General features: G+C 71.4%; 18 protein-coding genes. 14 read left to right on the top strand and 4 right to left on the bottom strand.

Annotated elements, in window-relative coordinates:
• The first annotated feature begins 9 nt into the window (after positions 1-9).
• The gene (gene serS / locus OVA21_RS18070; protein ID WP_096906247.1) at positions 10-1,272 is read left to right on the top strand and encodes a serine--tRNA ligase; all 1,263 of its coding nucleotides are present in this window, start codon (positions 10-12) and stop codon (positions 1,270-1,272) included.
• Positions 1,273-1,350: 78 nt separating this feature from the next.
• Here serS and OVA21_RS18075 read toward each other — a convergent pair whose 3' ends face one another.
• Positions 1,351-1,866 carry a PaaI family thioesterase gene (locus OVA21_RS18075; protein WP_069388726.1) on the bottom strand — a complete coding sequence of 172 codons (516 nt, stop codon included), beginning with the start codon at positions 1,864-1,866 and terminating at the stop codon, positions 1,351-1,353.
• A gap of 62 nt (positions 1,867-1,928) precedes the next feature.
• On the opposite strand from OVA21_RS18075, the gene OVA21_RS18080 reads away from it, so the two are divergent.
• A complete protein-coding gene (locus OVA21_RS18080; protein WP_069388731.1) occupies positions 1,929-2,750 on the top strand; it encodes a lysophospholipid acyltransferase family protein in 822 nt (273 codons plus the stop codon).
• A complete protein-coding gene (locus tag OVA21_RS18085) occupies positions 2,747-3,580 on the top strand; it encodes an HAD family hydrolase (protein WP_069388725.1) in 834 nt (277 codons plus the stop codon). Before OVA21_RS18080 ends, OVA21_RS18085 begins: the two co-directional genes overlap by 4 nt.
• Before the next feature lie 180 nt (positions 3,581-3,760).
• On the opposite strand, the gene OVA21_RS18090 is transcribed toward OVA21_RS18085, so the two are convergent.
• Positions 3,761-5,965: an N-acetylmuramoyl-L-alanine amidase gene (locus OVA21_RS18090; RefSeq protein ID WP_268093031.1), complete on the bottom strand. Its 2,205-nt coding sequence runs from the start codon at positions 5,963-5,965 to the stop codon at positions 3,761-3,763.
• A gap of 409 nt (positions 5,966-6,374) precedes the next feature.
• Between OVA21_RS18090 and glf the strand changes: the two genes are divergently transcribed.
• Positions 6,375-7,574 carry a UDP-galactopyranose mutase gene (glf, locus tag OVA21_RS18095; RefSeq protein WP_268093032.1) on the top strand — a complete coding sequence of 400 codons (1,200 nt, stop codon included), beginning with the start codon at positions 6,375-6,377 and terminating at the stop codon, positions 7,572-7,574.
• Positions 7,575-7,653: 79 nt separating this feature from the next.
• Here the strand turns inward: glf and OVA21_RS18100 are convergent, their stop codons facing one another.
• The gene (locus OVA21_RS18100; protein WP_268093033.1) at positions 7,654-9,057 is read right to left on the bottom strand and encodes a hypothetical protein; all 1,404 of its coding nucleotides are present in this window, start codon (positions 9,055-9,057) and stop codon (positions 7,654-7,656) included.
• 64 nt (positions 9,058-9,121) lie between these two features.
• Here OVA21_RS18100 and OVA21_RS18105 point away from each other — a divergent pair, with 64 nt between their 5' ends.
• Entirely contained in the window at positions 9,122-10,558 is a 1,437-nt protein-coding gene (locus OVA21_RS18105; RefSeq protein WP_132062199.1) for a DUF5129 domain-containing protein, read from the top strand.
• Positions 10,559-10,592: 34 nt separating this feature from the next.
• Here OVA21_RS18105 and OVA21_RS18110 read toward each other — a convergent pair whose 3' ends face one another.
• Positions 10,593-11,330 carry a peptidylprolyl isomerase gene (locus OVA21_RS18110; RefSeq protein ID WP_096906244.1) on the bottom strand — a complete coding sequence of 246 codons (738 nt, stop codon included), beginning with the start codon at positions 11,328-11,330 and terminating at the stop codon, positions 10,593-10,595.
• A gap of 174 nt (positions 11,331-11,504) precedes the next feature.
• Here OVA21_RS18110 and OVA21_RS18115 point away from each other — a divergent pair, with 174 nt between their 5' ends.
• The 9 genes from OVA21_RS18115 (at position 11,505) to fadD32 (ending at position 24,530) form a co-directional block, all read left to right on the top strand.
• A complete protein-coding gene (locus OVA21_RS18115) occupies positions 11,505-13,505 on the top strand; it encodes a glycosyltransferase (protein ID WP_069388759.1) in 2,001 nt (666 codons plus the stop codon).
• Complete coding sequence (locus OVA21_RS18120) at positions 13,489-14,124, top strand: phosphatase PAP2 family protein (RefSeq protein ID WP_069388758.1); 636 nt, start codon at positions 13,489-13,491, stop codon at positions 14,122-14,124. Before OVA21_RS18115 ends, OVA21_RS18120 begins: the two co-directional genes overlap by 17 nt.
• Positions 14,121-15,158 carry a decaprenyl-phosphate phosphoribosyltransferase gene (locus OVA21_RS18125; protein ID WP_096906243.1) on the top strand — a complete coding sequence of 346 codons (1,038 nt, stop codon included), beginning with the start codon at positions 14,121-14,123 and terminating at the stop codon, positions 15,156-15,158. The genes OVA21_RS18120 and OVA21_RS18125 overlap by 4 nt, the downstream gene beginning before the upstream one ends.
• 16 nt (positions 15,159-15,174) lie before the next feature.
• Entirely contained in the window at positions 15,175-17,400 is a 2,226-nt protein-coding gene (locus tag OVA21_RS18130) for an arabinosyltransferase (RefSeq protein ID WP_268093034.1), read from the top strand.
• 50 nt (positions 17,401-17,450) lie between these two features.
• Positions 17,451-18,575 (top strand): alpha/beta hydrolase, encoded by a 1,125-nt coding sequence (locus tag OVA21_RS18135; RefSeq protein WP_096906241.1) that lies wholly within the window; start codon positions 17,451-17,453, stop codon positions 18,573-18,575.
• A 240-nt stretch (positions 18,576-18,815) separates the two neighbouring features.
• Positions 18,816-20,774, top strand: a complete 1,959-nt coding sequence (locus tag OVA21_RS18140) for an alpha/beta hydrolase-fold protein (protein ID WP_069388638.1) — start codon at positions 18,816-18,818, stop codon at positions 20,772-20,774.
• A complete protein-coding gene (locus OVA21_RS18145; RefSeq protein WP_268093035.1) occupies positions 20,771-21,265 on the top strand; it encodes a DUF732 domain-containing protein in 495 nt (164 codons plus the stop codon). The genes OVA21_RS18140 and OVA21_RS18145 overlap by 4 nt, the downstream gene beginning before the upstream one ends.
• 177 nt (positions 21,266-21,442) lie before the next feature.
• Entirely contained in the window at positions 21,443-22,408 is a 966-nt protein-coding gene (locus tag OVA21_RS18150) for a cutinase family protein (protein ID WP_082923820.1), read from the top strand.
• A 175-nt stretch (positions 22,409-22,583) separates the two neighbouring features.
• The gene (gene fadD32 / locus OVA21_RS18155; protein ID WP_268093036.1) at positions 22,584-24,530 is read left to right on the top strand and encodes a long-chain-fatty-acid--AMP ligase FadD32; all 1,947 of its coding nucleotides are present in this window, start codon (positions 22,584-22,586) and stop codon (positions 24,528-24,530) included.
• Positions 24,531-24,562 lie beyond the last annotated feature (32 nt).

Consider the following 24,562-nt stretch of genomic DNA (forward strand, 5'->3'; position numbering starts at 1 on the left):
CTGAGGTGCGTGATCGATCTCAAGCTGCTCCGCGAGAACCCCGACGTCGTCCGCGACTCCCAGCGCACCCGTGGTGAGGACCCGTCGCTGGTCGACCAGCTGCTCACCGCCGACGAGGCCCGCAGGTCCTCGATCGCGGCCGCGGACGGGGCCCGCGCCGAACAGAAGGCCCACGGCAAGAAGGTCGGACAGGCCTCGCCCGACGAGCGTCCCGCGCTGCTCGAGGCCGCGGGTGCGTTGAAGCAGGCGGCCAAGGACGCCGAGGAGGCCGAGAAGACCGCCGCGGCGGAAGTCGAGCGACTCCAGCGGCTGCTGTCCAACGTCGTCGAGGAGGGCACGCCCGCCGGCGGCGAGGACGACTTCGTGGAGATCGAGCGCGTCGGCGAGATCCCGACCTTCGACTTCGAGCCGAAGGACCACCTCGAGCTCGGCGAGAGCCTGGGGCTGCTCGACATGGAGCGCGGAGCGAAGGTCTCCGGCGCGCGTTTCTACTTCCTCACCGGCTACGGCGCCCTGCTGCAGCTGGGCATGCTGCAGCTGGCGGCGCAGAAGGCGACCGCCAACGGCTTCACGATGATGATCCCGCCCGTCCTGGTGCGACCGGAGATCATGCAGGGCACCGGGTTCCTCGGCGCGCACGCCGACGAGGTCTACAAGCTCGACGCCGACGACCTCTACCTGGTCGGCACCTCCGAGGTGGCGCTCGCCGGCTACCACCAGGGCGAGATCCTCGACCTGTCGGACGGCCCGAAGCGGTACTGCGGTTGGTCCTCCTGCTTCCGCCGCGAGGCCGGGAGCCACGGCAAGGACACCCGCGGAATCATTCGCGTCCACCAGTTCGACAAGGTGGAGATGTTCTCGTGGTGCAGGCCCGAGGAGGCGCACGCCGAGCACAAGCGTCTGCTGGGGTTCGAGAAGGAGATGCTCGAGGCGATGGGCCTGCCGTACCGCGTCATCGACATCGCGGGTGGCGATCTCGGTTCCTCGGCGGCCCGGAAGTACGACTGCGAGGCGTGGGTCCCCACCCAGGGCACCTATCGCGAGCTCACCTCGACCTCCAACTGCACGACGTTCCAGGCCCGCCGCCTGGGTGTGCGGTACCGCGATGACGAGGGTCGGACGCAGACCGCCGCCACCCTCAACGGCACCCTCGCCACGACGCGGTGGCTGGTGGCGATCCTCGAGAACCACCAGCAGGCCGACGGCTCCGTCGTGGTGCCGGAGGCGCTGCGGCCGTTCGTCGGCAAGGACGTGCTCGAGCCGATCCGCTGACCACGAACCGCGGGTGGTCGCCGGGGTGTCCGGGGACGACGACGAGGTCGTCGGACGCCTCGCGGGCCGCCGCCCGGGTCACGGGCGGAACAGCATCATCACGCCGCTCGCGCTGGCGCACGTCCGGCCGTCGGTGTCGGTGACCCGGACCTGCACCACGCACGTCGACCGGCCCGCGTGCTCGACCTCCGCGCGGATCGTGGCGGGCGTGCGCTCCAACCGAAGCGCCCGGATGTACCGCACGGTGAGGTCGAGGGTGCTGTAGCCGACGCCCTCCTCCACGACCGTCGCCGTCGCGTAGCCGAGCGCCGTGTCCACCCACCCGGAGACGATCCCGCCGTGGACCGTCCCGCCGTTGTTCAGCGCCCACTCCGCGGGCTCGGCCGTCATGGTCACCGCGCCCACCTCGGCCGCGGACAAGCGGACGCCGAGCGTGTGCGCGCCGGGGGAGAGGTGTCGCTCGCCGTCGATGATGAGGCGCAGCGCCTCCAGACCCGCGTGCACGCTGCGCTCGGCCGCATCCGGCAGGGCAGGCCAGGAGTAGTGGCGGCCGCGTGCCACCGGGTCGACCGAATCGAAGGGGGCGTCATCCACCCCGCCGAACCTACCGGCAGGGGCGGGCACCAGTGTCGGTGCGGGCGGCTACGCTGGTGGCCGTGGAGCTGCTCTATACGGGGATCATCGGGTTCGCCCGCACAATGTTCAAGGTCCAGGGCCTGGACCTCACGATTCGCGGGGAGCGCAACTTCCCCGAGGTCGGTGGGGCGGTGGTGGTGATGAACCACACCGGGTACCTCGACTTCGTCTACGGCGGCATTCCGGCGCGCGTGCACAAGCGGTTCATCCGCTACATGGCCAAGGTCGAGGTGTTCGACCACAAGGTGTCCGGGCCGATCATGCGCGAGCTCAAGCACATCCCCGTCGACCGGACGGCGGGCAAGGCGTCCTTCGACGAGGCTGTCGCCCGTCTCCGGGCCGGCGAGCTGGTCGGCGTGTTCCCCGAGGCCACCATCAGCCGCAGCTTCGAGGTCAAGGGCTTCAAGTCGGGCGCGGTGCGGATGGCACTGGCGGCCGATGTCCCCATCATCACCGTGACCCTGTGGGGATCGCAGCGGGTGTGGACCAAGGGCCTGCCCAAGAAGCTCCTGCGCCCCAAGGTGCCGATCATGATGGAGGTCGGCGAGCCGATGCGGGCCTACGAGCCCGTCGCAGAGTGCACCGAGGAGCTGCGCTCCCGCATCCAGGCCACCCTGGAGCGCCTCCAACAGGAGTACGCGGAGCGCTACGGCGCCTACCCGGCCGGCGCCAACTGGGTGCCCGCCCGCCTCGGCGGTTCCGCCCCCACGTTGGAGGAGGCCACCGCCCTGGACGAGGCCGAGCACGCCGAGCGCATGCGACGCCGTGCCCAGAAGGCAGTCGACCCGGATGCCGATGCCGGTGACGAGCCGGAGGGACCGGCGGGCCCGGACGCTCCGTGACCCGTTCCCGACCGCTGCTCGTCGCCTCCGACGTCGACGGGACCCTGATCGACAACGATCACCTCGTCCCGGCCGCGAACCGGGCCGTCGTGGCGGACCTCGTCTCGGACGGGGCCACGTTCGTCCTGGCCACCGGACGCCCGCCACGCTGGCTGCCCCAGGTGGTCGACCAGTTGCCCGTCGCGCCCCTGGCGGTCTGCGCCAACGGAGCCGTCATCATGGACACCGACAGTGGCGAGTTCCTGGCCACCAGTCTCCTCGATCCCGAAACGCTCGCCGCGATCGACGAGGTGCTGCGCAGGCTGCTGCCCGGCAGCGGGATCGCGGCCGAGCGCCTGGGCGCCGACGCCGCGGATGCCGATTTCGTGGCCAGCCCAGACTACGAACACGCCTGGATCCATCCCGCGCACCTCGAGGTGGGTCACGACGAGGTCCTCTCCGAGCCGGTGCTCAAACTGCTCGCCCGGGTCCCCGGTATGCCGAGCGCCGACATGGCGGCGGCACTGCGCGGGGAGGTGGACCACCTGGCGGATCTCACCTACTCGACCACCGACGGGCTGATCGAGTTCGCGGCCCGCGGTGTGACCAAGGCGAGTGGGCTGTCCCGGATCGCGGCGGGGACGGCGGCCGGCGCGGCCGTCCCGTCCGACGCGGTTCCGGTCACCGTCGCGTTCGGCGACATGCCCAACGATCTGGAGATGCTGCGCTGGGCAGATCACGGGGTCGCGATGGGCAACGCGATCCCCTCCGTGCACGCGGCCGCCGACGAGGTCACGCTCACCAACGACGAAGCCGGGATCGCGCACGTCCTACGGCGTTGGTGGGGCTGAGCGGCGGACCCGACCGAGGCCCTGTCGAAATGGGTCGAAATGGGATGCGGACCGGTCCCCACCACTTCCCCGGTGTGCACGCCGCCCCGGGTGGGGGAGGGGTGCACACCTGGTGGGACCCGGTCCGCACGATGTGGTCGGCCGGCGCGCGCCCGGTGATCGGGCGGCGCCGGCCGAGGATCAGGGGTTCGGCTCGACGGTGAGTTCCCGGGTCGCCGGGTCGTAGACCAGCGTGCCGCCGACGAACCGCTGGGCGACCGTCCCGTCGGCGCGCTCGGCCTCCGCGGAGACCGGCAGTCCGAGCGGGCCGTGCTCGAAGCCCTGGGCGGCCCACGCGTCGCCGATCACGCCCCACACGGGGTGCGTGCCCGTCTCGGGTGAGGAGTACAGCGCGCCGTTCTCGTGCTTGACCAGGGAGACGTCGCCGAAGCGCTGGACTCCGGACAGTGCCTTGCCGAGCGGGCCGGCCAGCTTCTGGGCGAGCCCGGAGAAGTCGCGGCTGAGCACGTTCTGTGCCGAGCCCGCGTCGAGGCCGATCGCGTCCTGCACCGAGCCCGCGTCGATCGGGATGTCGGCCAGCGACCTGCCGCCGGTGAGGATCCGGGTCAGGGTCGCGGGATCGAGCTTGCCGCCGGTGAGGACGGTTCGCAGCGCGGAGGTCACGGCCTCCTGGACGCTGCCCTGCGTGATGACCGACGGGAGATCCGCGCTACCGGTGCCGCCACCGCCGCCACCGCCGCCACCGCCGCCACCGGTGCCACCGCCCGTGCCCGGGCTGGGGCTCGGCTGGGTCGGGGCCGGGGCGCCGCCCCCGCCGCTCTTGGCGTAGGAGGCCGCGATGTCGCGGATCTGGCCCATCTTGGCGTAACCGGAGTTGCCCGGGCAGGACGTGAGGCCGACGTCGCGGTGGGCGAAGATGTTGGGCAGCCGGACGGCGGTCCCGTACGAGTACTTGGTGTACGAGGTGCCCTCGGAGTAGTGGGTGTCGGTGCCCTTGGGGTCGACGCCGGCGACCGACAGTCGCCAGCCGATGATCTCGCCGACCTTGCGGACGGTGGCGTCCGACGGGGAGACGGTCGAGTAGTCGCCCATCATCGAGATGCCCCAGGTGTTGCCGTTGAAGCCGCCGGCGTGGGCGCCCTGGACGTTGCGGCTGAGCCCCCCGTGGCGGCCCTCGAACGCCTGGCCGTACTTGTCGACCAGCACGTTGTACCCGACGTCGCACCAGCCGAGCGTGCGTGCGTGGTAGGTGTAGATGCCGCGCATGACGCTGGCCGACCCCTCGCGGGAGTAGTCGTTGCTGCCCGCCGTGTGGTGCACGACCGCCGCGGCGAGGGTGGGGTCGTAGCTCGCGCTGCGGCAGCGGATCGACTCGTCGGCGCCCCAGCCGGAGCGGGAGATGATCGACGGCTGCCTGGCCGCGATGTCCCCGTGCGTGCCGCTGCCGCCGGAGGCGGTGATGTCGGCGAACGCCTCGGGATCGGGCGTCGGGGTGTCGTCGGGGGAGAGCAGGACGGCCTTGACCGAGGCGGGTTCGATCGAATCGGTGCTGCCCAGGTCGGTGCTGCCTGAATCGGCGCTGCCCGAGCCGGCGTCGAGGCCCGAGGTCTCGGCGACGGGCTTGATGTCCGCGTACCGGGTCGGAACCGGCGGGGCGCTGTCGGCGGCCGGCCGGGCCGGCTCGGACGTGGGGCCGGCGGGCGCGGCGGGAGCAGAGGTCCGGGGGGCGGCGGGTTCGGCCGCGCGGGTGGCCGCGACGTCCGCGTCAGCGGGGGCGGAATCAGCGGCGCCGGTATCAGCGGCGGCGGGAGCGGCGTCTTCGGTGGGCTTCGCGGGGGCCGGGGCGGCCTCGTCGTCGGGGACGGTGACCTCGGGCGCGTCGGCCAGCGAGGAGTCGGCGAGGTCGATCCCGGAGAGCGTGATCTGGACGGCGGTGGTGTCGGTCCCCAGATAGACGGGCTCGGTGCCACCGGTGCCGGTGACGCTCTCGCCCTTGCCGTCGGTGGACTCGGCCTCGTACCAGGGGCCCCACGAGCCGTCGGGGTTCTGGGCGCGCAGGGTGGCGACGGCGGCCGGGTTGTGCCCCTTCCAGGTGACGCCGGCCATCGAGAACGGTGTGTCGGAGGTGACCTGGCGGACCGTGGTGCCGCCGGAGGCGATGTCGGTCTCCACGCCGACGGCCGGAGGCGCCTCGGCCAGCGGGACCTCGGTCTCGGCGGTGGGCAGGGCGCTGCCCGCGGTGGTGGCGATGTCGTCGCCGGACTGGACGACCTGGTCCGCCCCGTACACGGCGAGGGGCGTGACGACGGACGCCGCGACCGCCACCGCCAGGGCGAGGGTCCGGCGTCGACCACTGATGTACAGGGGGCGGCGTCGTGTTCTCAAGGGCTTCTCCAGATCAGATGTCTGTGTCCCGAAGCTGCTCACCAGCGGGGCACAACTGCCCGGAGGCCGCACCGGAGCGCGACCACTGGGACGAATGTGACGAACGAGGTCAATGTTATCCAAGAAACTCGTGAAACCAAGTGATAAAGACGTGAATATTGGGACTACAGGGATGTAGTTTCGAACCGGCGTACGACGGCGCCGACGCCCCACCTGCACCGTGGGCCACCGCGGTCGTCTCGAGAAGTCGTCCACCTCGTCGTCGTCGGCGTGCCCTGAACCCACCCCCGACCCGCCGGATACCCTGGGACCCGCACCCGCGCCGACCGGCGCGCGGTCAGGCGAGCGGCCGGCGGACGCACTACCCGGCGGACACCGCGGCGACGTACTACGGAAAGGCCCGACGGTTATGGCAGGCGAACGGCAGTGGGACACCTACGACCTCATCGTGGTGGGGTCGGGCTTCTACGGCCTGACCGTCGCCGAGCGGGCGGCGACCGAGCTCGGCAAGCGCGTCCTGGTGCTCGATCGGCGCCACCACATCGGCGGTAACGCCTACTCCGAGCCCGAGCCGGAGACCGGCATCGAGATCCATAAGTACGGCGCGCACCTGTTCCACACCTCCAACGAGCGGGTGTGGGAGTACGTCAACCGCTTCACCGACTTCACCGGGTACCAGCACCGCGTGTTCGCCATGCACAAGGGCACGGCGTACCAGTTCCCCATGGGCCTGGGCCTGATCAACCAGTTCTTCGGCCGCTACTACTCGCCCGACGAGGCCCGCGCGCTCATCGCCGAGCAGGCCGCCGAGTTCTCCGCCGAGGACGCGGCCAACTTCGAGGAGAAGGCCATCTCCCTGATCGGCCGCCCGCTGTACGAGGCGTTCATCAAGGACTACACGGCCAAGCAGTGGCAGACCGACCCCAAGAACCTGCCGGCTGGCAACATCACCCGCCTGCCCGTCCGGTACACGTTCGACAACCGCTACTTCAACGACACCCACGAGGGCCTGCCCGTCGACGGTTACACCGCGTGGCTGGAGAACATGGCGGCGGACGACAAGATCGACGTGGTGCTCGACACCGACTGGTTCGACGTCCGCGAGGCCGTCCGTGCCGCGAGCCCCGACGCGCCGGTGGTCTACACCGGCCCGCTGGACCGCTACTTCGACTACGCCGACGGCGAGCTCGGCTGGCGCACCCTGGACTTCGAGACCGAGGTCCTGCCCACCGGCGACTTCCAGGGCACCCCGGTGATGAACTACAACGACGCGGAATACGACTACACCCGCATCCACGAGTTCCGCCACTTCCACCCGGAGCGCAAGAACTACCCCACCGACAAGACGGTGATCATGCGCGAGTACAGCCGCTTCGCCGAGCGCGACGACGAGCCGTACTACCCGATCAACGAGTCCACCGACCGTGAGCGGCTGGCCGCCTACCGCGAGCGGGCCAAGGCCGAGACTGCCGCCAACAAGGTGCTCTTCGGTGGGCGGCTGGGCACCTACCAGTACCTCGACATGCACATGGCCATCGCCTCGGCGCTGACGATGTTCGACAACACCCTGGCGCCGCACCTGCGGGACGGCGCCGCGCTCGAGGGCTGAGCCTGCTCGCCGCGGCGCCGGGCCCGCACCGCGTGCCTCACCCCCAGGATCCGCTACTCGGACTCGGGATCCGCTACTCCTATCGGGATAGCGGATCCCCAGTCGGGGTAGCGGATTCGGCGGTGGTGCGGCCGGCCGGGGCGACGAGCCCACGCACGACCGCGTCGCGCTGGGCGATGTGCACCAGCGTGGGCTTGGCCTCGCCGAGGTGCTCGAGCACCGGGGTGACCGAGGTCCAGAAGCGGCTCAGCGAGCTCAGCCCCTCGTTCTCGGCCAGGGCCTGGGCGCGCTCGGCGCGGGTGTCGTCGGCCCGGGTCGGGTGGAGGGCCGCGCGCTTGCCCTCGATCCGGTCGTCCTTGCGCTGGGAGATCACGTAGCCCAGCGCGAACGCCACACTCCGTGGCATCCGACCGGACAGCAGGACCTGCGCCTCCGGGTAGTCGTCGAGGACCTGCTCGACCGCGCCCGACAGTTCCTCGACGAGCCGCGCGAAGGCCCGCCGGTCGATCTGCCGCCCGCTCGCGCCCGGGTACCACCGTCCGGCGGGGAGCGTCCAGGGGACCAGGGTCTGGGCTGCGCCCGGGCCGGCGTCGCCCATGCGGTCACCGTTCGTGCCGGTGGCGGGTCCGCCGGTGGGCGCGCCAGAACCGCCGGTGGGGGCGACGACGACGACGAGGTCCGCCGCCTCCCGCAGTGGATGCCCCGCGTCCACCTCGGACACCGGACCGCCCCCGTCCAGCTGGAGGGAGAGCCAGACCGTCCGCACGGTGGTCCGGTCCGCCCTCGCCGCGGTCGCCGACCCGGCGGGAAGGGTGATCATCGACAGTTCGGCTCCGGGTTGGCTGCGGCGGGACCGCCACCGGCGCTCGGCCCACATGTCGTCGCCGTCGTCGAAGTACACCGTCCGCACGCCCGTGTCGCCGCCGGGTAGGCGGCGCCTGCGTGCCTCGACCGGCAGTTCGGCGAGGTGGGTGCGCTCGCGCAGGAGGACGTCGTATCCGACCGCCAGCGCCGCCGGGAACGCGAGGTTGGGGGCCAGGACGAAGCCGGTCGCGTCGTCGTCGTCGTTCATCGCCCGCTCGAGCTCGTCGGAGACGTGGTCGACCTCGCGGCGCAGGTCCACCACCTCGTTCGCGGTGCCGAACCACCCGGTGGCAGAACGGAAGCCCAGGCTGCGCGCGTTGGCCACGTCCACCGCGGCGCGCATCCGGTCCGCGCTCTCGGCCGGCAGCAGGCGCAGGTAGTACAGGGTGCCGTTGTGGGCGAGGAGCCACGCCCGCACGGCCATCGCCACGACGAGCACGACGAGGGTGCCGACGAACCAGCCCAGCCGGGACGGGGACGTGCAGGCCTCGGACCACAGGTCCGGCACGGAGGAGATCGTGCACGAGGCGTCTCGGGTGATGAGGTCCTCCGCGACGAGGCCGCCGAACGCGGTCGTCAGGGCGACGGTGAGGGCGATGAGCGTTTCCAGGACGAACACCCGGTCGAGACTATCGCCGACCGGTGTCGCCGCCACCGCCCACCTGCGGCACTAGGCTCGGGTCATGACACGGACGACGACCGCCCCGGCCCTGCGCCTGCTCGTGGTGCTCGCCGGCGTCGCGGGACTGCTGCTCCTGCTGTTCCCGCTCGCGCCGGCCCGCGCGCAGGCGCCGGCCCCCGCCCCCGCGCCGGCCCCGGCGCAGACGGTCGAGGTCGGCATCACCGACCGCGCGGGCGTGCTCTCACCCGGGGACCAGGACCTGCTCCGCACCGAGACCGGGCGCATCGCGTTCCCGCCGCAGGTGGCGCGCGTCGAGTACCTGGTCTTCGACGACGACGGCGACAACCTCAACGACACCACCGAGCGCTTCGCCCAGGCCGAGCGACCGGATCTCGTGGCGGAGGACAGGGAGAAGTGGGCGCCGGGGACCCTGATCGTGGCCAACGACACGGAGGCGCGTGACGTCGGCATCTACTGCGGGGACGACGTGTGCGCCGCGCTCGACCTCTTCGAGGGCGGCCACCTCGACGGTTCGCTCGAGGCGATGAAGGACCCGATGCGGCGCGAGAACCACGCGGTCGGGCTGTTGGCGGGTGCGCAGGCGGCGGCCGATCCCACCGTGCAGGCGCCGGAGCCCGAGCCCGCGCCGGCGTGGCTGCCGTGGGCGTTCGCCGGGGCCGGGGTGGTCGTCGCGGGCGCGGTCGGCGCCGGGGTCGCGGCGAGCCGCAAGAAGAAGGCGACGACGGCGAGGGAGCGGTACGACCGGGTCTCCCGCGAATACGGACGGGTCGCGGGGGAGCTCAGCGGGCTGGACATCCGCGCCAACTCGCTCACCTCCCCGTTGGCCGACGACGAGCTGCGCTCCCAGTGGGAGGACGTGCGCGGCCGGTTCCTCGCGCTGGACACCGTCATGGGCCGGATCGGTGACCTGCGGCCCGACTCGACGGACGCCGAGTTCCGCGCCAAGGCCGGTGACATCGACACCGCCCACACCACGGTCGACCAGATGACCACGGCGGAGCAGAACATCGACCAGCTCTTCCGCATGGAGCAGGGCGACGCCGAGGTGCGGCGTCGCCAGCTCGGCGAGCTGCACGAGGACATGCTCGCCGCGGCGCTGGGGACGAAGGACGAGCGACTGGCCGCCGAGGCCCGGGCACTGGACACCCGCGCCGACGAGCTGGCCCGGGATACGCAGGCGCCCGACTTCATGGACCGCTACGCCCGGCTCGTCGTCGACTACCGGATCGTCGTGGAGGCGATCCGGGCGCGCGAGATGGCGGACGTCGAGACGGCGGACGACGCGGGCGACCGCCACGCGCCCCGGCTGTACGACCGGGACTGGCGGGCCGGGTACGGCTACAACGGCTTCGTTCCGTTCTATGTGGTCTCCAGCTGGCACGCGCACGACGTGCAGGCGGCGCAGGCGGCCAGCTCCACCACCACCGGCTACTCGAACGCGTCGTTCTCCGGCGGCGGAGGGTCGAGCGGGTACTAGAGCCGCCCGGCCCGGGCGTCCGGCCCGGGCGGGCTCAGCCCTCGACGATCTCCACGGACTCGATCGTGTGCAGCGTCTGCGGCCGGCCCTGCGGGCTGCCGTCGTCCTCGATAGCGGTGACGGCGTCCATTCCGTCGGTGACGGTGCCGAAGAGGCTGTAGTCCGGCGGCAGGGAGACGCCGGAGTCGCCGGTGACGATGAAGAACTGGGAGCCGTTGGTGTCCGGTCCGGCGTTGGCCATGGCCATCGACCCGATCTCGTACTCGCCGGACTCGGGCAGCTCGTCGGCGAACTCGTATCCCGGGCCGCCGCTGCCGGTGCCCTGGGGGTCGCCGCCCTGGATCATGAAGCCGGGGATGACGCGGTGGAACGTGATGCCCTCGTAGTACTTGTTGCGGGCCAGGAACACGAAGTTGTTCACCGTCTCCGGGGCCTTCTCCTCGAGCAGGTCCACGGTGACGGGGCCGGCGTCGGTGGTGATGACGGCGGAGTAGTCGACGCCGTCGGTCAGGCACATCGGCGGGGCCGAGTCGAACGAGGTGGTGCGCTCCGCTGCGCCCTCGGCGGGCGGGCACTCGACAGCGCCCCCGGTGGACCCGCCGGACTCGCGGCCCTCGGACTGGGACGCCGCGGTCGCCCCGGTGGTCGCCGCGTCGTCGGACGGGGCGTCATCGGAGCCGCACCCGGCGAGCGCGAGGGGCGTGGCGAGGGCGAGCACCCCCAGGGCGGTGCGGACGGTCGGGCGGCGGCGGGCGGATCCGGTGAGGTGCATGGGACGAACCTACTTCTTCCGCCGGCCCGGGTGGGCCGCGGCGCGTGCTGGACTGGGCATCACGCCCCCGACGGGTACGATCGACCCGGCTTTCCTGCCCGCCGTGCGGGCAGGGCGAGGCGCAGCAAGGCTGATGAGGGCGGCCCCCGGCCGTCGGGACGGGGACTGGCACACATGGAACACCACGGCCACCACGAACTGATCGACGAGATCGAGCGGTCGGTCGTCGCGCTCTCCGCTCCACGTGGCCGGGAATGCCTCCAACGCATCATCCTGCCGCGGGCCGGTGAACCGCTCGACGTGCGCTCGCTCTACCTCGCCGAGGCGCCCACCAACGTCCGGCGCGCGCACTCCTCCGCCCGGACCTCCCTGCGGATCGGGGCCGACTCCGAGGTCTCGTTCGCCACCTACTTCAACGCGTTCGCCGCGGCGTACTGGCGGCGCTGGTCCGTCCTCGGCGAGGTCGTCCTCCGGTTGACGGTGCGCGGTTCCGGTCGCGTGGACCTGTACCGCTCCAAGATCGACGGCTCGCGGATCGCGGTCACCGGTGACGTCGTCGGCGAACCGGGCCGCGCCGACCAGGTGACGACGGTCGAGTTCGTCTGCGACCTGGGCCCGTTCGAGGACGGCGGCTGGATCTGGTTCGACCTCACCTCCGACACGGACGTGGAGTTGCTCGCCGGCGGGTGGTACTCCTCGGTCGACGCACCGCCCACGCGTCCCGACGCCCGCCCGGACGGCACGCCCGACCCGGCCGTACAGGTGCCCAACGACCGGCGGGTCACCGTCGGCATCCCCACGTTCAACCGGCCCGGCGACGCGGTGGCCGCGCTGCGGGCACTGACCTCCGATCCCGAGGTCGACGCCGTGATCGACGCCGTCCTCATGCCCGACCAGGGCGACCGCAAGGTCCGCGACGAGCCCGGCTTCGCGGAGGCGGCGGAGTTCCTCGGGGACCGACTCCACATCTTCGACCAGCCCAACCTCGGCGGCTCGGGCGGCTACAGCCGCATCATGTACGAGGCGCGCAGGCTGACCGATTCCCCGTACATCCTGTACATGGACGACGACATCGAGATCGAGCCCGACTCGATCCTGCGGGCCCTGGCGTTCGGACGCTTCTCCACGGTCCCGATGCTGGTCGGCGGGCAGATGCTCAACCTGCAGGAACGCAGCCACCTGCACACCATGGGCGAGGTGGTGGGCGCCCACGACTTCATGTGGACCGCCGCCCCGCACGCGGACTACGACTACGACTTCTCGCGCTACCAGCTGACGGACCGCGAGAACCCCAAGCCGCTGCACCGCCGCATCGACGTGGACTACAACGGCTGGTGGATGTGCCTCATCCCGCGCGTGGTCGCCGAGAAGATCGGGCAGCCGCTCCCGCTGTTCATCAAGTGGGACGACGCCGAATACGGGCTGCGCGCGCGGCAGGCCGGCCATCCCACCGTCACCATGCCGGGCGTGGCGATCTGGCACATGGCGTGGTCGGACAAGGACGACGCGATCGACTGGCAGGCCTACTTCCACCTGCGCAACCGCCTGGTGGTGGCGTCGATGTACCACGACGGCGACCACAGGGGCATCATGCAGTCCAGCCTCAAGGCGCTGGTCAAGCACCTGGTGTGCCTCGAGTACTCGACGGTCGCCATCCAGATCGAGGCCATCCGGGACTTCCTGAGGGGGCCGGAGGCCCTGTACGAACTGCTGCCCACCGCGCTGCCCAAGGTGCGCGCGATGCGGGCGGAGTTCCCCGACGCGGTGGTCATCCCGTCGGCCGTCGACCTGCCCGCACCGTCGGGTGGCCCGGCGGGCATCCACTCCGAGCCGAGGGGCCCGGTCCGCAAGGCGGTGGCGCTGGCGCGGGGCCTTGCCCACACCCTGAGCAGGGACGACAAGACGCACCACGAGGTGCCGCAGGCGAACTTCCCGCCGATCGAGGCCCGCTGGTACTCGCTCAGCAGGGTCGACGGCGCGACCGTCACCACCGCCGACGGTCGCGGGGTCGTCTACCGCAAGCGCGACCGCGACCTCGCCGCCGCCCTGTTCAAGGAGTCGGCCGCCGTGCACCGTGAGCTGTTCCGCCGGTTCCCGGAGATGCGCCGCCGCTACCGCGACGCCCACGCCGATCTCGTGACCAAGGAGGCCTGGGGCCGTGTCTTCGAATCCTGATCCGGTGGTGTCCGATCCCGCCGTGGAGATCCCCGTACCGACCGGCGAGGTCCGGTTGCTGGCGGCGATCCAGCGTCAGCTGTTGGCCGTGCCCGGTTCCCGGGAGGCGGCCGTGACGCTATCGCATGTCGGCGAGCACGCGCTGGGTTGGATGGCGGTCGCGGCAACGGGAATGGCCGTCGATCCGGCCCGCCGCGGTCGGTGGGCGATGGTCGGCCTCGGCAGCGTCGGCGCCCATGCCACCTCCGTCGTCGTCAAGCGCGTCATCCGTCGGCGGCGCCCGGACCACCCCGCGGTGACCGTCGGCGTCGGTACCCCCTCCAAGCTCAGTTTCCCGTCGTCCCACGCCACGTCGACCACCGCGTTCGCGCTGCTCGCGGGGTCGGTGGTCGGGGTCCCGGTGGCGCCGGCGCTCGTGCCGGTCATGCTGGCGTCGAGGTTGGTGCTGGGAGTCCACTACCCTTCGGATGTGTTCGCCGGAGCCGCGGTCGGCGCGGGCTGCGCTGCGCTCACCCGCGCCGTGTGGCCCTCGGCCGCCGTCCAGAGCGTGCTGCCCGAGACACTGCGCGACGGCGCGGCGGGCCCAGGCGTCACCCAGAACCGCGAGGAGAAGCGATGACCGATCAGTCCGGAGCGCCGGTGACCCGGGGCGGGGCAGACCACCACCTCCTCGGCGCCGAACCGCACACCGCCAACGAGATCGACGACATCGCCGAGGCGGAGGAGGATGCCAAGGGCGCGCCGCCCAAGAACCTCCTCGACGGCATGGTCAAGGCGCTCCGGCCGCGTCAGTGGGTCAAGAACGTCCTCGTCATCGCCGCGCCCGCGGCGGCCGGGTCCCAGACCCTCACCGACGGCAGCGTCCTGTTCTCGGTGTTCATCGCGTTCGTGGCGTTCTGCATGGCCGCCTCGAGCGTGTACCTCATCAACGACGCGTTGGACGTCGAGGCCGACCGCGCCCACCCGACCAAGCGGTTCCGCCCCATCGCGGCGGGCGTCCTGCCCGTGGGGTTGGCGTACGGCATGGCGGTGGTACTCATCATCGCGTCGATCGCGATCTCGGTGCTGCTGGCGCACCCGGCCCTGGCGATCGTCGTGGCCGTGTACATCGTCCTGCAGCTCATGTACTGCTTCGGGCTCAAGCACCAGCCGGTGCTCGACATCGCGTTCGTCTCCTCCGGCTTCCTGCTGCGCGCGGTCGCCGGTGGCGCGGCCGCCGAGGTCGACATCTCGCAGTGGTTCCTGCTGGTCATGGCGTTCGGTTCGCTGTTCATGGCCGCCGGCAAGCGCTACGCCGAGCTGAGCCTGCACCTGAAGACCGGCGCCAAGATCCGCAAGGCGTTGGAGAGTTACACCCCCACCTACCTGCGGTTCGTCTGGACGCTCTCGGCCACGGTGCTCGTGCTCTGTTACGCGCTGTGGGCGTACGACCGCGGCTCCGACCCGACGCAGCCGAACGGGGCGGCGATCTGGCTGCAGATCTCGATCGTGCCGTTCACCATCGCCGTCCTGCGCTACGCGGTCGACGTCGACGCCGCGCAGGCCGGCGAGCCCGAGGACATCGCCCTCGGCGACCGCGTCCTGCAGGTCCTCGCGGCGCTGTGGGTCCTCACCGTCGTGATCGGCGTCTATATCGTCCCGTCGATCGCCTGAGTCCGGCGGACGGACGATGTCGCAGGTGGCGGCGGCGCGCCGGTTCGGGCGCACCGGGGCGGTCTTCTGGACCGGGGTCGTGGTGGTGGTGGCGGTCTTCTTCGCCGGCGCCTGGCAGCGCCGGTGGATCGCCGACGACGGCCTCATCGTCCTGCGCACCGTCCGCAACCTCATCGCCGGCAACGGCCCGGTGTTCAACGCGGGGGAGCGGGTCGAGTCCAACACCTCCACGCTGTGGACGTACCTCATCTACGGCGTCCACGAGATCGTCGGGTACCGGCTCGAACTGGTCGTCCTGGGTGTGGCGCTCACGCTGAGCATGCTCGCGGTGGTGTTCGCGATGCTGGGCACCCGCGTGATGTACCGCGGCACCCGCCGCGCACCGGCCGGTGGGCCGATGGTGCTGCTGCCGTTCGGCGTGCTGGTCTACGTGATGCTGCCCCCGGCCCGCGACTTCGCCACCTCGGGTCTCGAGACGGGCCTGGTCATCTGCTGGATCGGCGCCATGTGGCTGGGGTTGCAGCTGTGGGCGCGGGCGCCCCATCGTGAGGGCCGGTTCGGCCTGCCCACCCCGGGCACGGCCGCGATCGCCTTCCTCGCCGGGCTCGGCCCCCTGGTCCGCCCCGAGATGGCGCTGGCCGCAGCGGCGTTCCTGGCGCTGATGGCCGTCGCCCACCAGTCGTGGCGTCACCTCGGGTGGTTGGTGGTGATCGCCGGCACGGTCCCGGTGGTCTACCAGGTCTGGCGGATGTCGTTCTACGCACTGCCGTACCCGCTCACGGCCGTGGCCAAGGACGCCGGCGGGTCGAAGTGGGACAAGGGCGCCGAGTACCTGTGGAACCTGCTGTCGCCGTACGTCCTGCTGGTGCCGCTGGCCGCCGTGCTCGTCGCGGGACTGGTCGCCCTCTGGGCCCGCCTCGCCCCCCGCCCCGGAAATCCGCTACTCCCGCTCCGGATTCGCTACCCGGATTGGAGTAGCAGATCCGGAGGGACGATAGCGGATCCGCGGGGAGGCGACGGTGGCGGCGGCGTCGGCGACGGTGGCGGCGACGGTGGGGGCGCCGACGACCACGACGACGACGAGGGCGGTCGCCGGCCGCGGCTGCGCCGCCGGGCCCGCTCCACCCCGGTCGTCACGATCGTGTTCCTCGTGGTGGCACTGGTGATGCTGCTCTACGTCATCCGCGTCGGCGGCGACTTCATGCACGGCCGCGTGCTGCTGCCGTCTCTGTTCCTCCTGCTCCTGCCGGTCTCGGTGGTGCCCCTCCCCGTCGGTCCCGCCGGCGGGTCCGCGGAGGCCTCGGTGCGCCGGGTGGCGGTCCCGGCGATCGCGGCCGCGTGGCTCGTCGTCGTCGGCTGGGCGGTGACCGTCCAGGTCACCGAGAACCCGTTCCGGGAGGAACCGGAGTCGATCACGTCGGCGGGGATCGTCGACGAGCGCCAGTTCTACATCCAGCGGACCGGGCACAGGCACCCGTTGCTCGCCGAGGACTATCTGGACTTCCCCCGGATGCGGGCCCTGGTGAACGACGTCACCCGGAACCGGACCGGCGCGGTATTCCTCCCGGTGCCGGGGTTCCAGGACCGGTGGGACGTGGTGTCCTACGACCGACCGATGCCCGGGTTGGCACCGTTCGAGCTGCCGGAGGAGCCCCTCAAGACGGTGGTGTTCCTCAACCTCGGCATGACCAGCATGAACCTGCCGCTCGACGTGGACGTCTACGACACCGTCGGGCTCGCCTCGCCGCTGGCCGCGCACACGGACCGTATGGAGGACGGCCGGATCGGGCATGACAAGTTCCTGCCGTACGACTGGGTGCTCGCGCGCACCGGAGTCGTGGAGGACCCGGGTCAACTTCCCGCGGTGGATCGACGTCAACTGGGTGAACCAGGCCGAGGTCGCGCTCCAGTGTCCCGCCACGCAGGCACTCATCGAGTCCTACACGGCCCCGTTGACCCTCGAGAGGCGCTGGTCCAACGTGGTGAATGCATTCTCATACGCCGAGTACAGGATCAACAGAATCCCTGCGTACGAGGTCCAGAGGTGCGGGCTGCCGATGCCGGAGGAAGTGGAGAAGTATCAGGGCACTCGGTAGTGTTGCGCACGCTGTTGTCTCGAAACGGTAACAGTCGGGGGTCGAAATGGTCCCCGACCTGTAACACCTGCCCCAAAGTGCGCGACAGTATCGATGAACTCGATGTCGCAGTTCCGGTCCTCCCCCTGGTGGGGCCGGTCCGATGAACGTCACCGATGCCCTCCCGGGCACCAGGAACGAACAAAGGAACACACGAATGTCCCACTCCACCCTCCGGCGCAGGTTCGCCGCCGGGCTCACCGCACTGGCGACGGCCGCAGGGCTCGTCGTCGGCGCCCCGGCCCTGGCCGGTGCCCAGGCGACCGAGCAGGGCTCGTCGGCCAGCCTCGGGTCCGCGGGCTCGGCTGCCGCGCCGCCCGCCGCCCCCGCGTTCCGGCCGGCCGGTGGTGACGAGAACCCGGTGGGCTTCCGTAACTGGCTGCGTCCCGGCTGCCAGTGGGACCCGGTCGCCTCCTGGGTCCAGCTGTGCAACGTCTACTCGCCGGCCATGAAGCGGGACATCAAGGTCCAGGTCCAGCCGGCCCGCTTCGGCGGCAACGCCGGTCTGTACCTGCTCGACGGGCTGCGCGCCCGTGACGACTGGAACGCGTGGACCCACGACGCCCAGGCCCAGCGCATCTTCCTGCAGGACAACATCACCCTGGTCATGCCCGTCGGCGGCCAGGTGTCCTTCTACTCCGACTGGGAGCGGCCCATCAACCTGGGCGGCAACCTGCTCGAGTACAAGTACGAGACGTTCCTGACCGAGGAGCTCCCCGGCTACCTGCAGGCCCACTTCGGCGTGGCCCCGAACAACAACGCCGTCGCCGGCCTGTCGATGGGCGGCTCCGCGGCCGCGACGCTCGCCGCCAAGCATCCCGACCAGTTCAAGCAGGTCTCGGTGTTCTCCGGCTACATGAACCCCACGGCCCCGGGCATGTACACCATGATCCCGCTGGCGATGTTCGACCAGTGCAAGTGCGACCCGTTCGCCATGTGGGGTCTGCCGGGCTCGCCGAAGTGGGGCGAGCACGACCCGCTGCTCAACGCCGCCAAGCTGCGCGACATCCCGATGTACGTGACCGCCGGGTCCGCCATCCCGGGCCGGTACGACCAGCCCTCCAGCCTGCAGTCCGTGTTCAACACGTTCAACGGCATCATCCTCGAGGGCCTGTCCCGCGGCTCGACGCTGGCGTTCCAGAACACCATGAACGCCGCGCCGAACAAGGCCACGTTCGAGTACCGCACCACCGGCATCCACGGCTGGGGTTACTGGAACGACGACCTCATCGCGGCCCGCTCGGCGCAGATCCTCGACGTGATGGACGCCCACGCGTGGTGATCGCGCAGAGTTAGCCGACGAATCGGACTCCCGTCAGCGAGTCCTCACCCGTCACACCGGGGCCCCGCGCGTAGATTCTCGTGCGGGGCCCCGGTCGCATCTGACCACCGGGTTCGGCCGCGGGAGGGGAACCCGCGGGCGCACCACGGACCCGGGCTCCGGATACATGTGGCGCGGGTCGTTCTGACGCGCGCCCACTAACTATTCGGCGAGACGACGCGGCAAGGAAGAGAACAACACATGGCGACCCCCAGCTCAGACGCGAGCCCCCGGCACCGGTGGGCGTCCCTCCTCGCGGCTCCCCTCGTGGCGTCCGTGGTGGGTTCCGGTCTCGTCCTCCCGCCCGTCGCGGCGGCACAGGAGACGCCGTCCCGGCCGACCCCGGGGCAGACGAGCCCGGCGGAGAGCCCGGCGCGGTCGACCCCCGCGGAGAGTCCCGCCACTGCGCCCGAGGCGCCGACCCTGCGCGTGCCGTCGACGCCGCCGTCCGGTGTCCGGCTCGACAAGGTCGAGTGGAAGTCCGCCAACCGGGTGGCACTCTGGGTCCGGTCACCGGCCATGGAGCAGGCGATCCAGGTGCAGCTCATGCTCCCGGCCCAGTGGAACGCCGACCCCGAGCGCACCTACCCGTCCCTGCTCCTGCTCGACGGGCTGCGGGCCCGCGACGACGCGAGCGGCTGGACGCTCGAGACCAAGATCTCGCAGTTCTTCGACGCCAAGAACGCGGTCATCGTGCTGCCCATCGGTGGCGAGTCGAGCTTCTACACGGACTGGGTCTCCGACGCCAAGGGCTCGGCGTACCAGTGGGAGACGTTCCTCATGCAGGAACTGCCGCCGTTGCTGGCGCGCGACTGGCGGGTGGGCGACCAGCACGGTGTCGCCGGGCTGTCCATGGGCGGCACGGCCGCGATGATGCTGGCCCAGCGTTACCCGGATCACTTCGCGTTCGCCGCCAGCTACTCGGGCTTCCTCGACACCACCAGCTTCGGGATGCCCGAGGCGGTCAAGGTGGCCATGCAGGACGCCGGCGGCTACCCGGCCGAGAGCATGTGGGGCCCGCTCGGCTCCCGGCGCTGGCAGGAACAGGACCCGAAGCTCCACACCGAGAAGATGCGCGGGCAGAGCGTCTACGTCTCCGCCGGCAGCGGCAACACCGGGCCCTGGGACCAGCCGTCCGGCCTGCCGGACATCCCGACCAACTTCCCCGGCTACGGCCTCGAGCTGCTCTCCCGGATGACCACGCAGACCTTCGTCAACCGGGCCCGCGCCGCCGGGGTCGAGGTCACCGCCAATTTCCGCCCGTCCGGCACGCACACCTGGCCGTACTGGCAGTTCGAGATGACCCAGGCATGGCCGCAGTTCGCCGCCGCGGTGGGCATCGAGAACGTCGAGAAGCCGTGCGCGGCGAGTGGCGACATCGCACGCCTCGCCGAGCGGCAGCCCGGCCTGGGGCCGTGTCTGACCGGCGAGTACGACGTCCGCGGCGGCAAGGCCACCGACTTCCGCTTCGGCCGCGCCTTCTGGTCGCAGGGGACCGGGGCCCACTCGGTCCTCGGCGCGATCGGCGCGGCCTACCAGGCCGAGGGCGGCCCCGACGGGGTGCTCGGGCTGCCGACCTCGGGCGAGACCACCACCCCGGACGGCCGCGGCCGGTTCTCCACCTTCCAGAACGGCGTCATCTACTGGTCGCCCACCACCGGGTCGCACGCCGTCCGCGGTGGCATCCGGGCGATGTGGCAGGAGCGCGGCGCCGAGCGCGGCGAGCTCGGCTACCCGACCACAGACGAGATCACCAACCCCAACAAGCCGGGTGTCGTCCAGGGCTTCCAGGGCGGGACCGTCTACTGGTCCGAGGAGACGGGCCCGAAGGTCGTCGAGGGCAAGATCCTCGAGACCTATCGCGAGGCCGGCGCCGAGAACTCCGAGCTGGGTTACCCGACCACCGACGAGATCGCCCTGAGCACCCGGGACGGCGCGTTCAGCCGGTTCCAGGGCGGGTACATCTACTGGTCCCCGCGCACCGGGGCCCACGTGGTCCCCCGTGGGCCGGTGTTCGACGCCTGGGGCACGGTCGACTACGAACGCGGGCGGCTCGGCTACCCGACCGGCCCGCTGCGCACCACGAGGGACGGTCAGGAGATGGAGTTCGAGGGCGGCCGCATCACCGTGAGCGGTGGCCGGGCGGAGATCTCGTCGTGAGAACCCGGTTGGCGACGCTGACCGCCGCGCTGCTCGTCGGCGGTGGGATGCTCACCGCCTGCGGCGGTGGGGACTCGACGGTCTCCGGCGTGCCCGACTCCGAGACGCTGGCCCCGCCCCCGGGCGGCAGCGGATCACCCGGGGTGTCGCGCGTTCCCGCGACGGAGGATTCCGGCCGCTACACGGAGGCGCCCGCACCCGTCGATCCGGACGCCTCCGGGTACACCGCCCCGGCCGTCGGCGCGCGGGGGCGCGGGTATCTCGCGGCGTTGGCGCGCGAGGGCATCGACACCGCGGACCTCTCCGATTCGCTCGTCGCCGCCGGCAACACCATCTGCCGCATCCGGACGACCGGGGGCGCCGCCGACGAGACGACGACGATCGCCGACGCGGTCGCCGGTCAGATCTCGGCGGGCGGGTACTCGGATCGCGAGGTCGACGAGCTCTCCCGCGTCGTGGTGGACGCCTCGGCGGGCCAGCTCTGTCCGTAGTCCGACGAATGCACACAGCGCCGCGGCGCCCGGTCCGGCAGGACCCGGCCCGCGTCGCCCCGGGGTGAGACGGGACACCCTTCGGGTGCTCCCGGAACCCGCAGCGCCACCGGGGCGTTGACCGGTCGTCGGCCACCCGTCCCAGTCGAGCGGGGAGGCCGGGAAGGAGTTCGTATCGTGGCTCGCGGAATGCGTCGTGGGAGAGGCCGTCGTCTCGGGTGCTCGTTGGGGGCACTCGTGCTGGTGGTCCTGCTGGTGCTGGGCATCGGATGGTGGATCGGGAATCGTGGGCTGCCCACGGGTCCCGACGGGCCCCTGCCCGGCCCGGGGGAGCCGGAGCTGACCCAGCCCGCGGACTGTCCGGACGTGGAGATGGTCGCCGTGCCGGGGACCTGGGAGAGCAGCCCCACCGACGACCCGTACAACCCGGGTTTCCTGCCCAACGCCCTGCTGAGGACGATCACCGACCCGCTGAGCGAGCAGTACCCGGACGACCGGCTCGAGGTGTTCACCGTCCCCTACGTGGCCCAGTTCAGGAACCCGCAGGCGCCCAACGAGATCCCCTACGACCAGAGCCGGGCGGAGGGCACCGAGAGGGCCCGCGCCGAGCTCGCCGCCACGCACGAGCGGTGCCCGTACACGTCGTTCGTGCTCCTGGGCTTCTCCCAGGGTGCGGTGATCGCGGGTGACCTCACCAGCGAGATCGGTACCGGCAACGGGCCGGTGCCCGCCGACCTGGTCCGGGGATCGGTCCTCATCGCCGACGGCCGCCGCGTGCCGGGCCAGGGTCAGTCGCCGGGGTTGTCGCCCGGAAACGGGCAGGGGATGGAGATTTCCCTACAGCCGGCCACCGGGCTCACCCAGCTCATCGCCGGCGCCACCATGACCGGGCCCCGCCCGGGTGGCTTCGGCGAACTCGGCGACAGGACCGCCCAGATCTGCGACTCCCGAGACCTGATCTGCAATGCCCCGCTCAACGTGGTGGACGGCGCCGCCCGGTTCCAGGAGTTCGTCGCCAACAACGCGATCCACGCCATGTACGCGACCAATCCGGACGTGATCGAGGGGACGACGGTCCCGGAGTGGACGATCGGGCACGTGCGCGAGCTCGTCGACGCCGCCCCGGAGATCGCCCACGGGTGACCCGTCCACGTCCTCCGGAGGGCTCGGCCTGCGACACGCCTGACGAGCCGGATGATTCGGAGTTCGGATGCGCTCTGGGGCACGCTGTAGGATCGACCAAGCTTGTCGTCAGTGCACCCGGCATTTCCGTGGTCGACGACGTCGACCAACGTAAGACGGATCGGAACGGAGCAACGTGGAGTTCGAGCAGTACCACGACGCCGGTGGGGCGATCGTCATCCCTGATCGCACCACCCTTGTCGACTTCGTCGAAGCCAATGTCTCCGCCGCCCGCGAGGATCCTGCCGAGGACGGGCTGATCTACCGCTACATCGACTACTCGTCCTCCCGTGACGGCGAGGTGCACGAACTCTCATGGTCGCAGTTCGGTGACCGGCTCTACGCCATCGCCGCCCGCCTCCAGCAGGTCGCGAAGCCGGGGGACCGGGTCGCGATCCTCGCGCCGCAGGGCCTCGACTACATCGTGTCGTTCTTCGCGGCCATCCACGCCGGGCTCATCGCGGTGCCCCTGTTCGACCCCGATGAGCCCGGTCACCACGACCGCCTCCACGCGGTCCTGGCGGACTGCACGCCCGCGGTCATCCTCACCTCGACCGACTCCGCGGCCGGGGTCCGGACGTTGTTCCGCTCCCTGCCTGCGCGAGAGCGTCCGCGCACCGTCGCCGTCGACGCCATCCCCGCGGAGCTCGGCTCGGGGTGGACCAGACCGGATCTCGGCGCCGACGACATCGCCTACCTGCAGTACACCTCCGGCTCGACCCGCGTACCGGCCGGTGTGGAGATCACCCACCGCAACGTGGTCACCAACGTCATGCAGCTGTTCGACGGGCTCGGGCTGACCCGCGCGTCCCGCGGGGTCACTTGGCTGCCGCTGTTCCACGACATGGGCCTGCTGACGGTGATCCTGCCCGCGATGGGCGGGGCCACCATCACGGTGATGAGCCCCCGCGCGTTCGTGCAGCGCCCGGGTCGCTGGGTCTCGCAGCTGGGCGCGATGTCGGACGGCGACGGGGTGTTCGCCGCCGCCCCCAACTTCGCGTTCGAGCACGCCGCACGCCGAGGGCTGCCGAGGGACGGCGAGACCCTCGACCTGTCGGGCGTGACCAGCATCATCAACGGTTCGGAGCCGGTCACCCCCGCCTCCATGCGTGCCTTCAACGAGGCCTTCGCGCCCTACGGGCTCGCACCGACCGTCATCAAACCGTCCTACGGGATGGCCGAGGCGACCCTGTTCGTCTCCTCGCCGCGCCGCGACGACGAGGCGATCGTCATCCACGTGGACCGGTCGGACCTCAACAAGGGCGTCATGACCGTCCTCGACCCGGCGCAGGTGGAAGGCAACGAGGACGCGATCCCGCAGGTCGCCTGCGGGTACGTCGCACCGAGCCAGTGGGCCACCATCGTCGAGGCGAACATCGACGAGGCCACGGGTGAGCACGACGGCACCGGGCGGGAGCTGCCCGAAGGGCGCGTCGGCGAGATCTGGCTGTACGGGACCAACGTCGGTCGCGCCTACTGGGGGCGCCCCGAGGAGTCGGACGCCACCTTCGGCAACCGGCTCGTCGAGTGCCTCGAGGAGGGGTCCCGCACGGTCCGGGAGTTCGGGACCGTGCCCTCCGACGCTCGATGGCTGCGCACCGGCGACTACGGCGCCTATGTGGACGGTCAGCTGTACATCACCGGCCGCGTCAAGGACCTGGTGATCGTCACCGGCCGCAACCACTACCCGCAGGATCTCGAGAACACGGCGCAGGGCGCCTCCGATGCGCTGCGCCCCGGATTCGTCGCCGCGTTCTCGGTGCCGGCCAACCAGCTGCCGATGGAGGCGCGTAACGGCGCGGAGATCGCCGCCGATGACTCCTCGGAGACGCTCGTCGTGGTCGGCGAGCGCGCACCCGGCGCCGGCAAGGCCGACCCGGGCCCCATCGCGGACGCGGTCCGCACGGCGATCTCGGCACGTCACGGCGTCACCGCCCAGGACGTGCTGCTGGTCCCCGCCGGATCCATCCCCCGCACGTCCAGCGGCAAGATCGCGCGGCGCGCGTGCAAGGCGGCCTACGTGGACGGCACCCTGCGCGGGGGTCACCAGCAGACCGCCTTCCCGGACCTGCCGGCGCAGTAGCGTCCGCCCGGCCGGGCCGGTTCAAGCACCAC

Origin of the sequence: Dietzia sp. SL131 (assembly GCF_026672565.1) — a bacterium.
GTDB classification, from domain to species: Bacteria; Actinomycetota; Actinomycetes; order Mycobacteriales; family Mycobacteriaceae; genus Dietzia; species Dietzia kunjamensis.

Bases quoted from the DNA above. Each gene is read 5' to 3' on its own strand.
- glf (WP_268093032.1), top strand. From the start codon at position 6,375: ATGGCAGGCGAACGGCAGTGGGACACCTACGACCTCATCGTGGTGGGG.
- OVA21_RS18105 (WP_132062199.1), top strand. From the start codon at position 9,122: ATGACACGGACGACGACCGCCCCGGCCCTGCGCCTGCTCGTGGTGCTC.
- OVA21_RS18110 (WP_096906244.1), bottom strand. From the start codon at position 11,330: ATGCACCTCACCGGATCCGCCCGCCGCCGCCCGACCGTCCGCACCGCC.
- OVA21_RS18115 (WP_069388759.1), top strand. From the start codon at position 11,505: ATGGAACACCACGGCCACCACGAACTGATCGACGAGATCGAGCGGTCG.
- OVA21_RS18125 (WP_096906243.1), top strand. From the start codon at position 14,121: ATGACCGATCAGTCCGGAGCGCCGGTGACCCGGGGCGGGGCAGACCAC.
- OVA21_RS18130 (WP_268093034.1), top strand. From the start codon at position 15,175: ATGTCGCAGGTGGCGGCGGCGCGCCGGTTCGGGCGCACCGGGGCGGTC.
- OVA21_RS18135 (WP_096906241.1), top strand. From the start codon at position 17,451: ATGTCCCACTCCACCCTCCGGCGCAGGTTCGCCGCCGGGCTCACCGCA.
- OVA21_RS18140 (WP_069388638.1), top strand. From the start codon at position 18,816: ATGGCGACCCCCAGCTCAGACGCGAGCCCCCGGCACCGGTGGGCGTCC.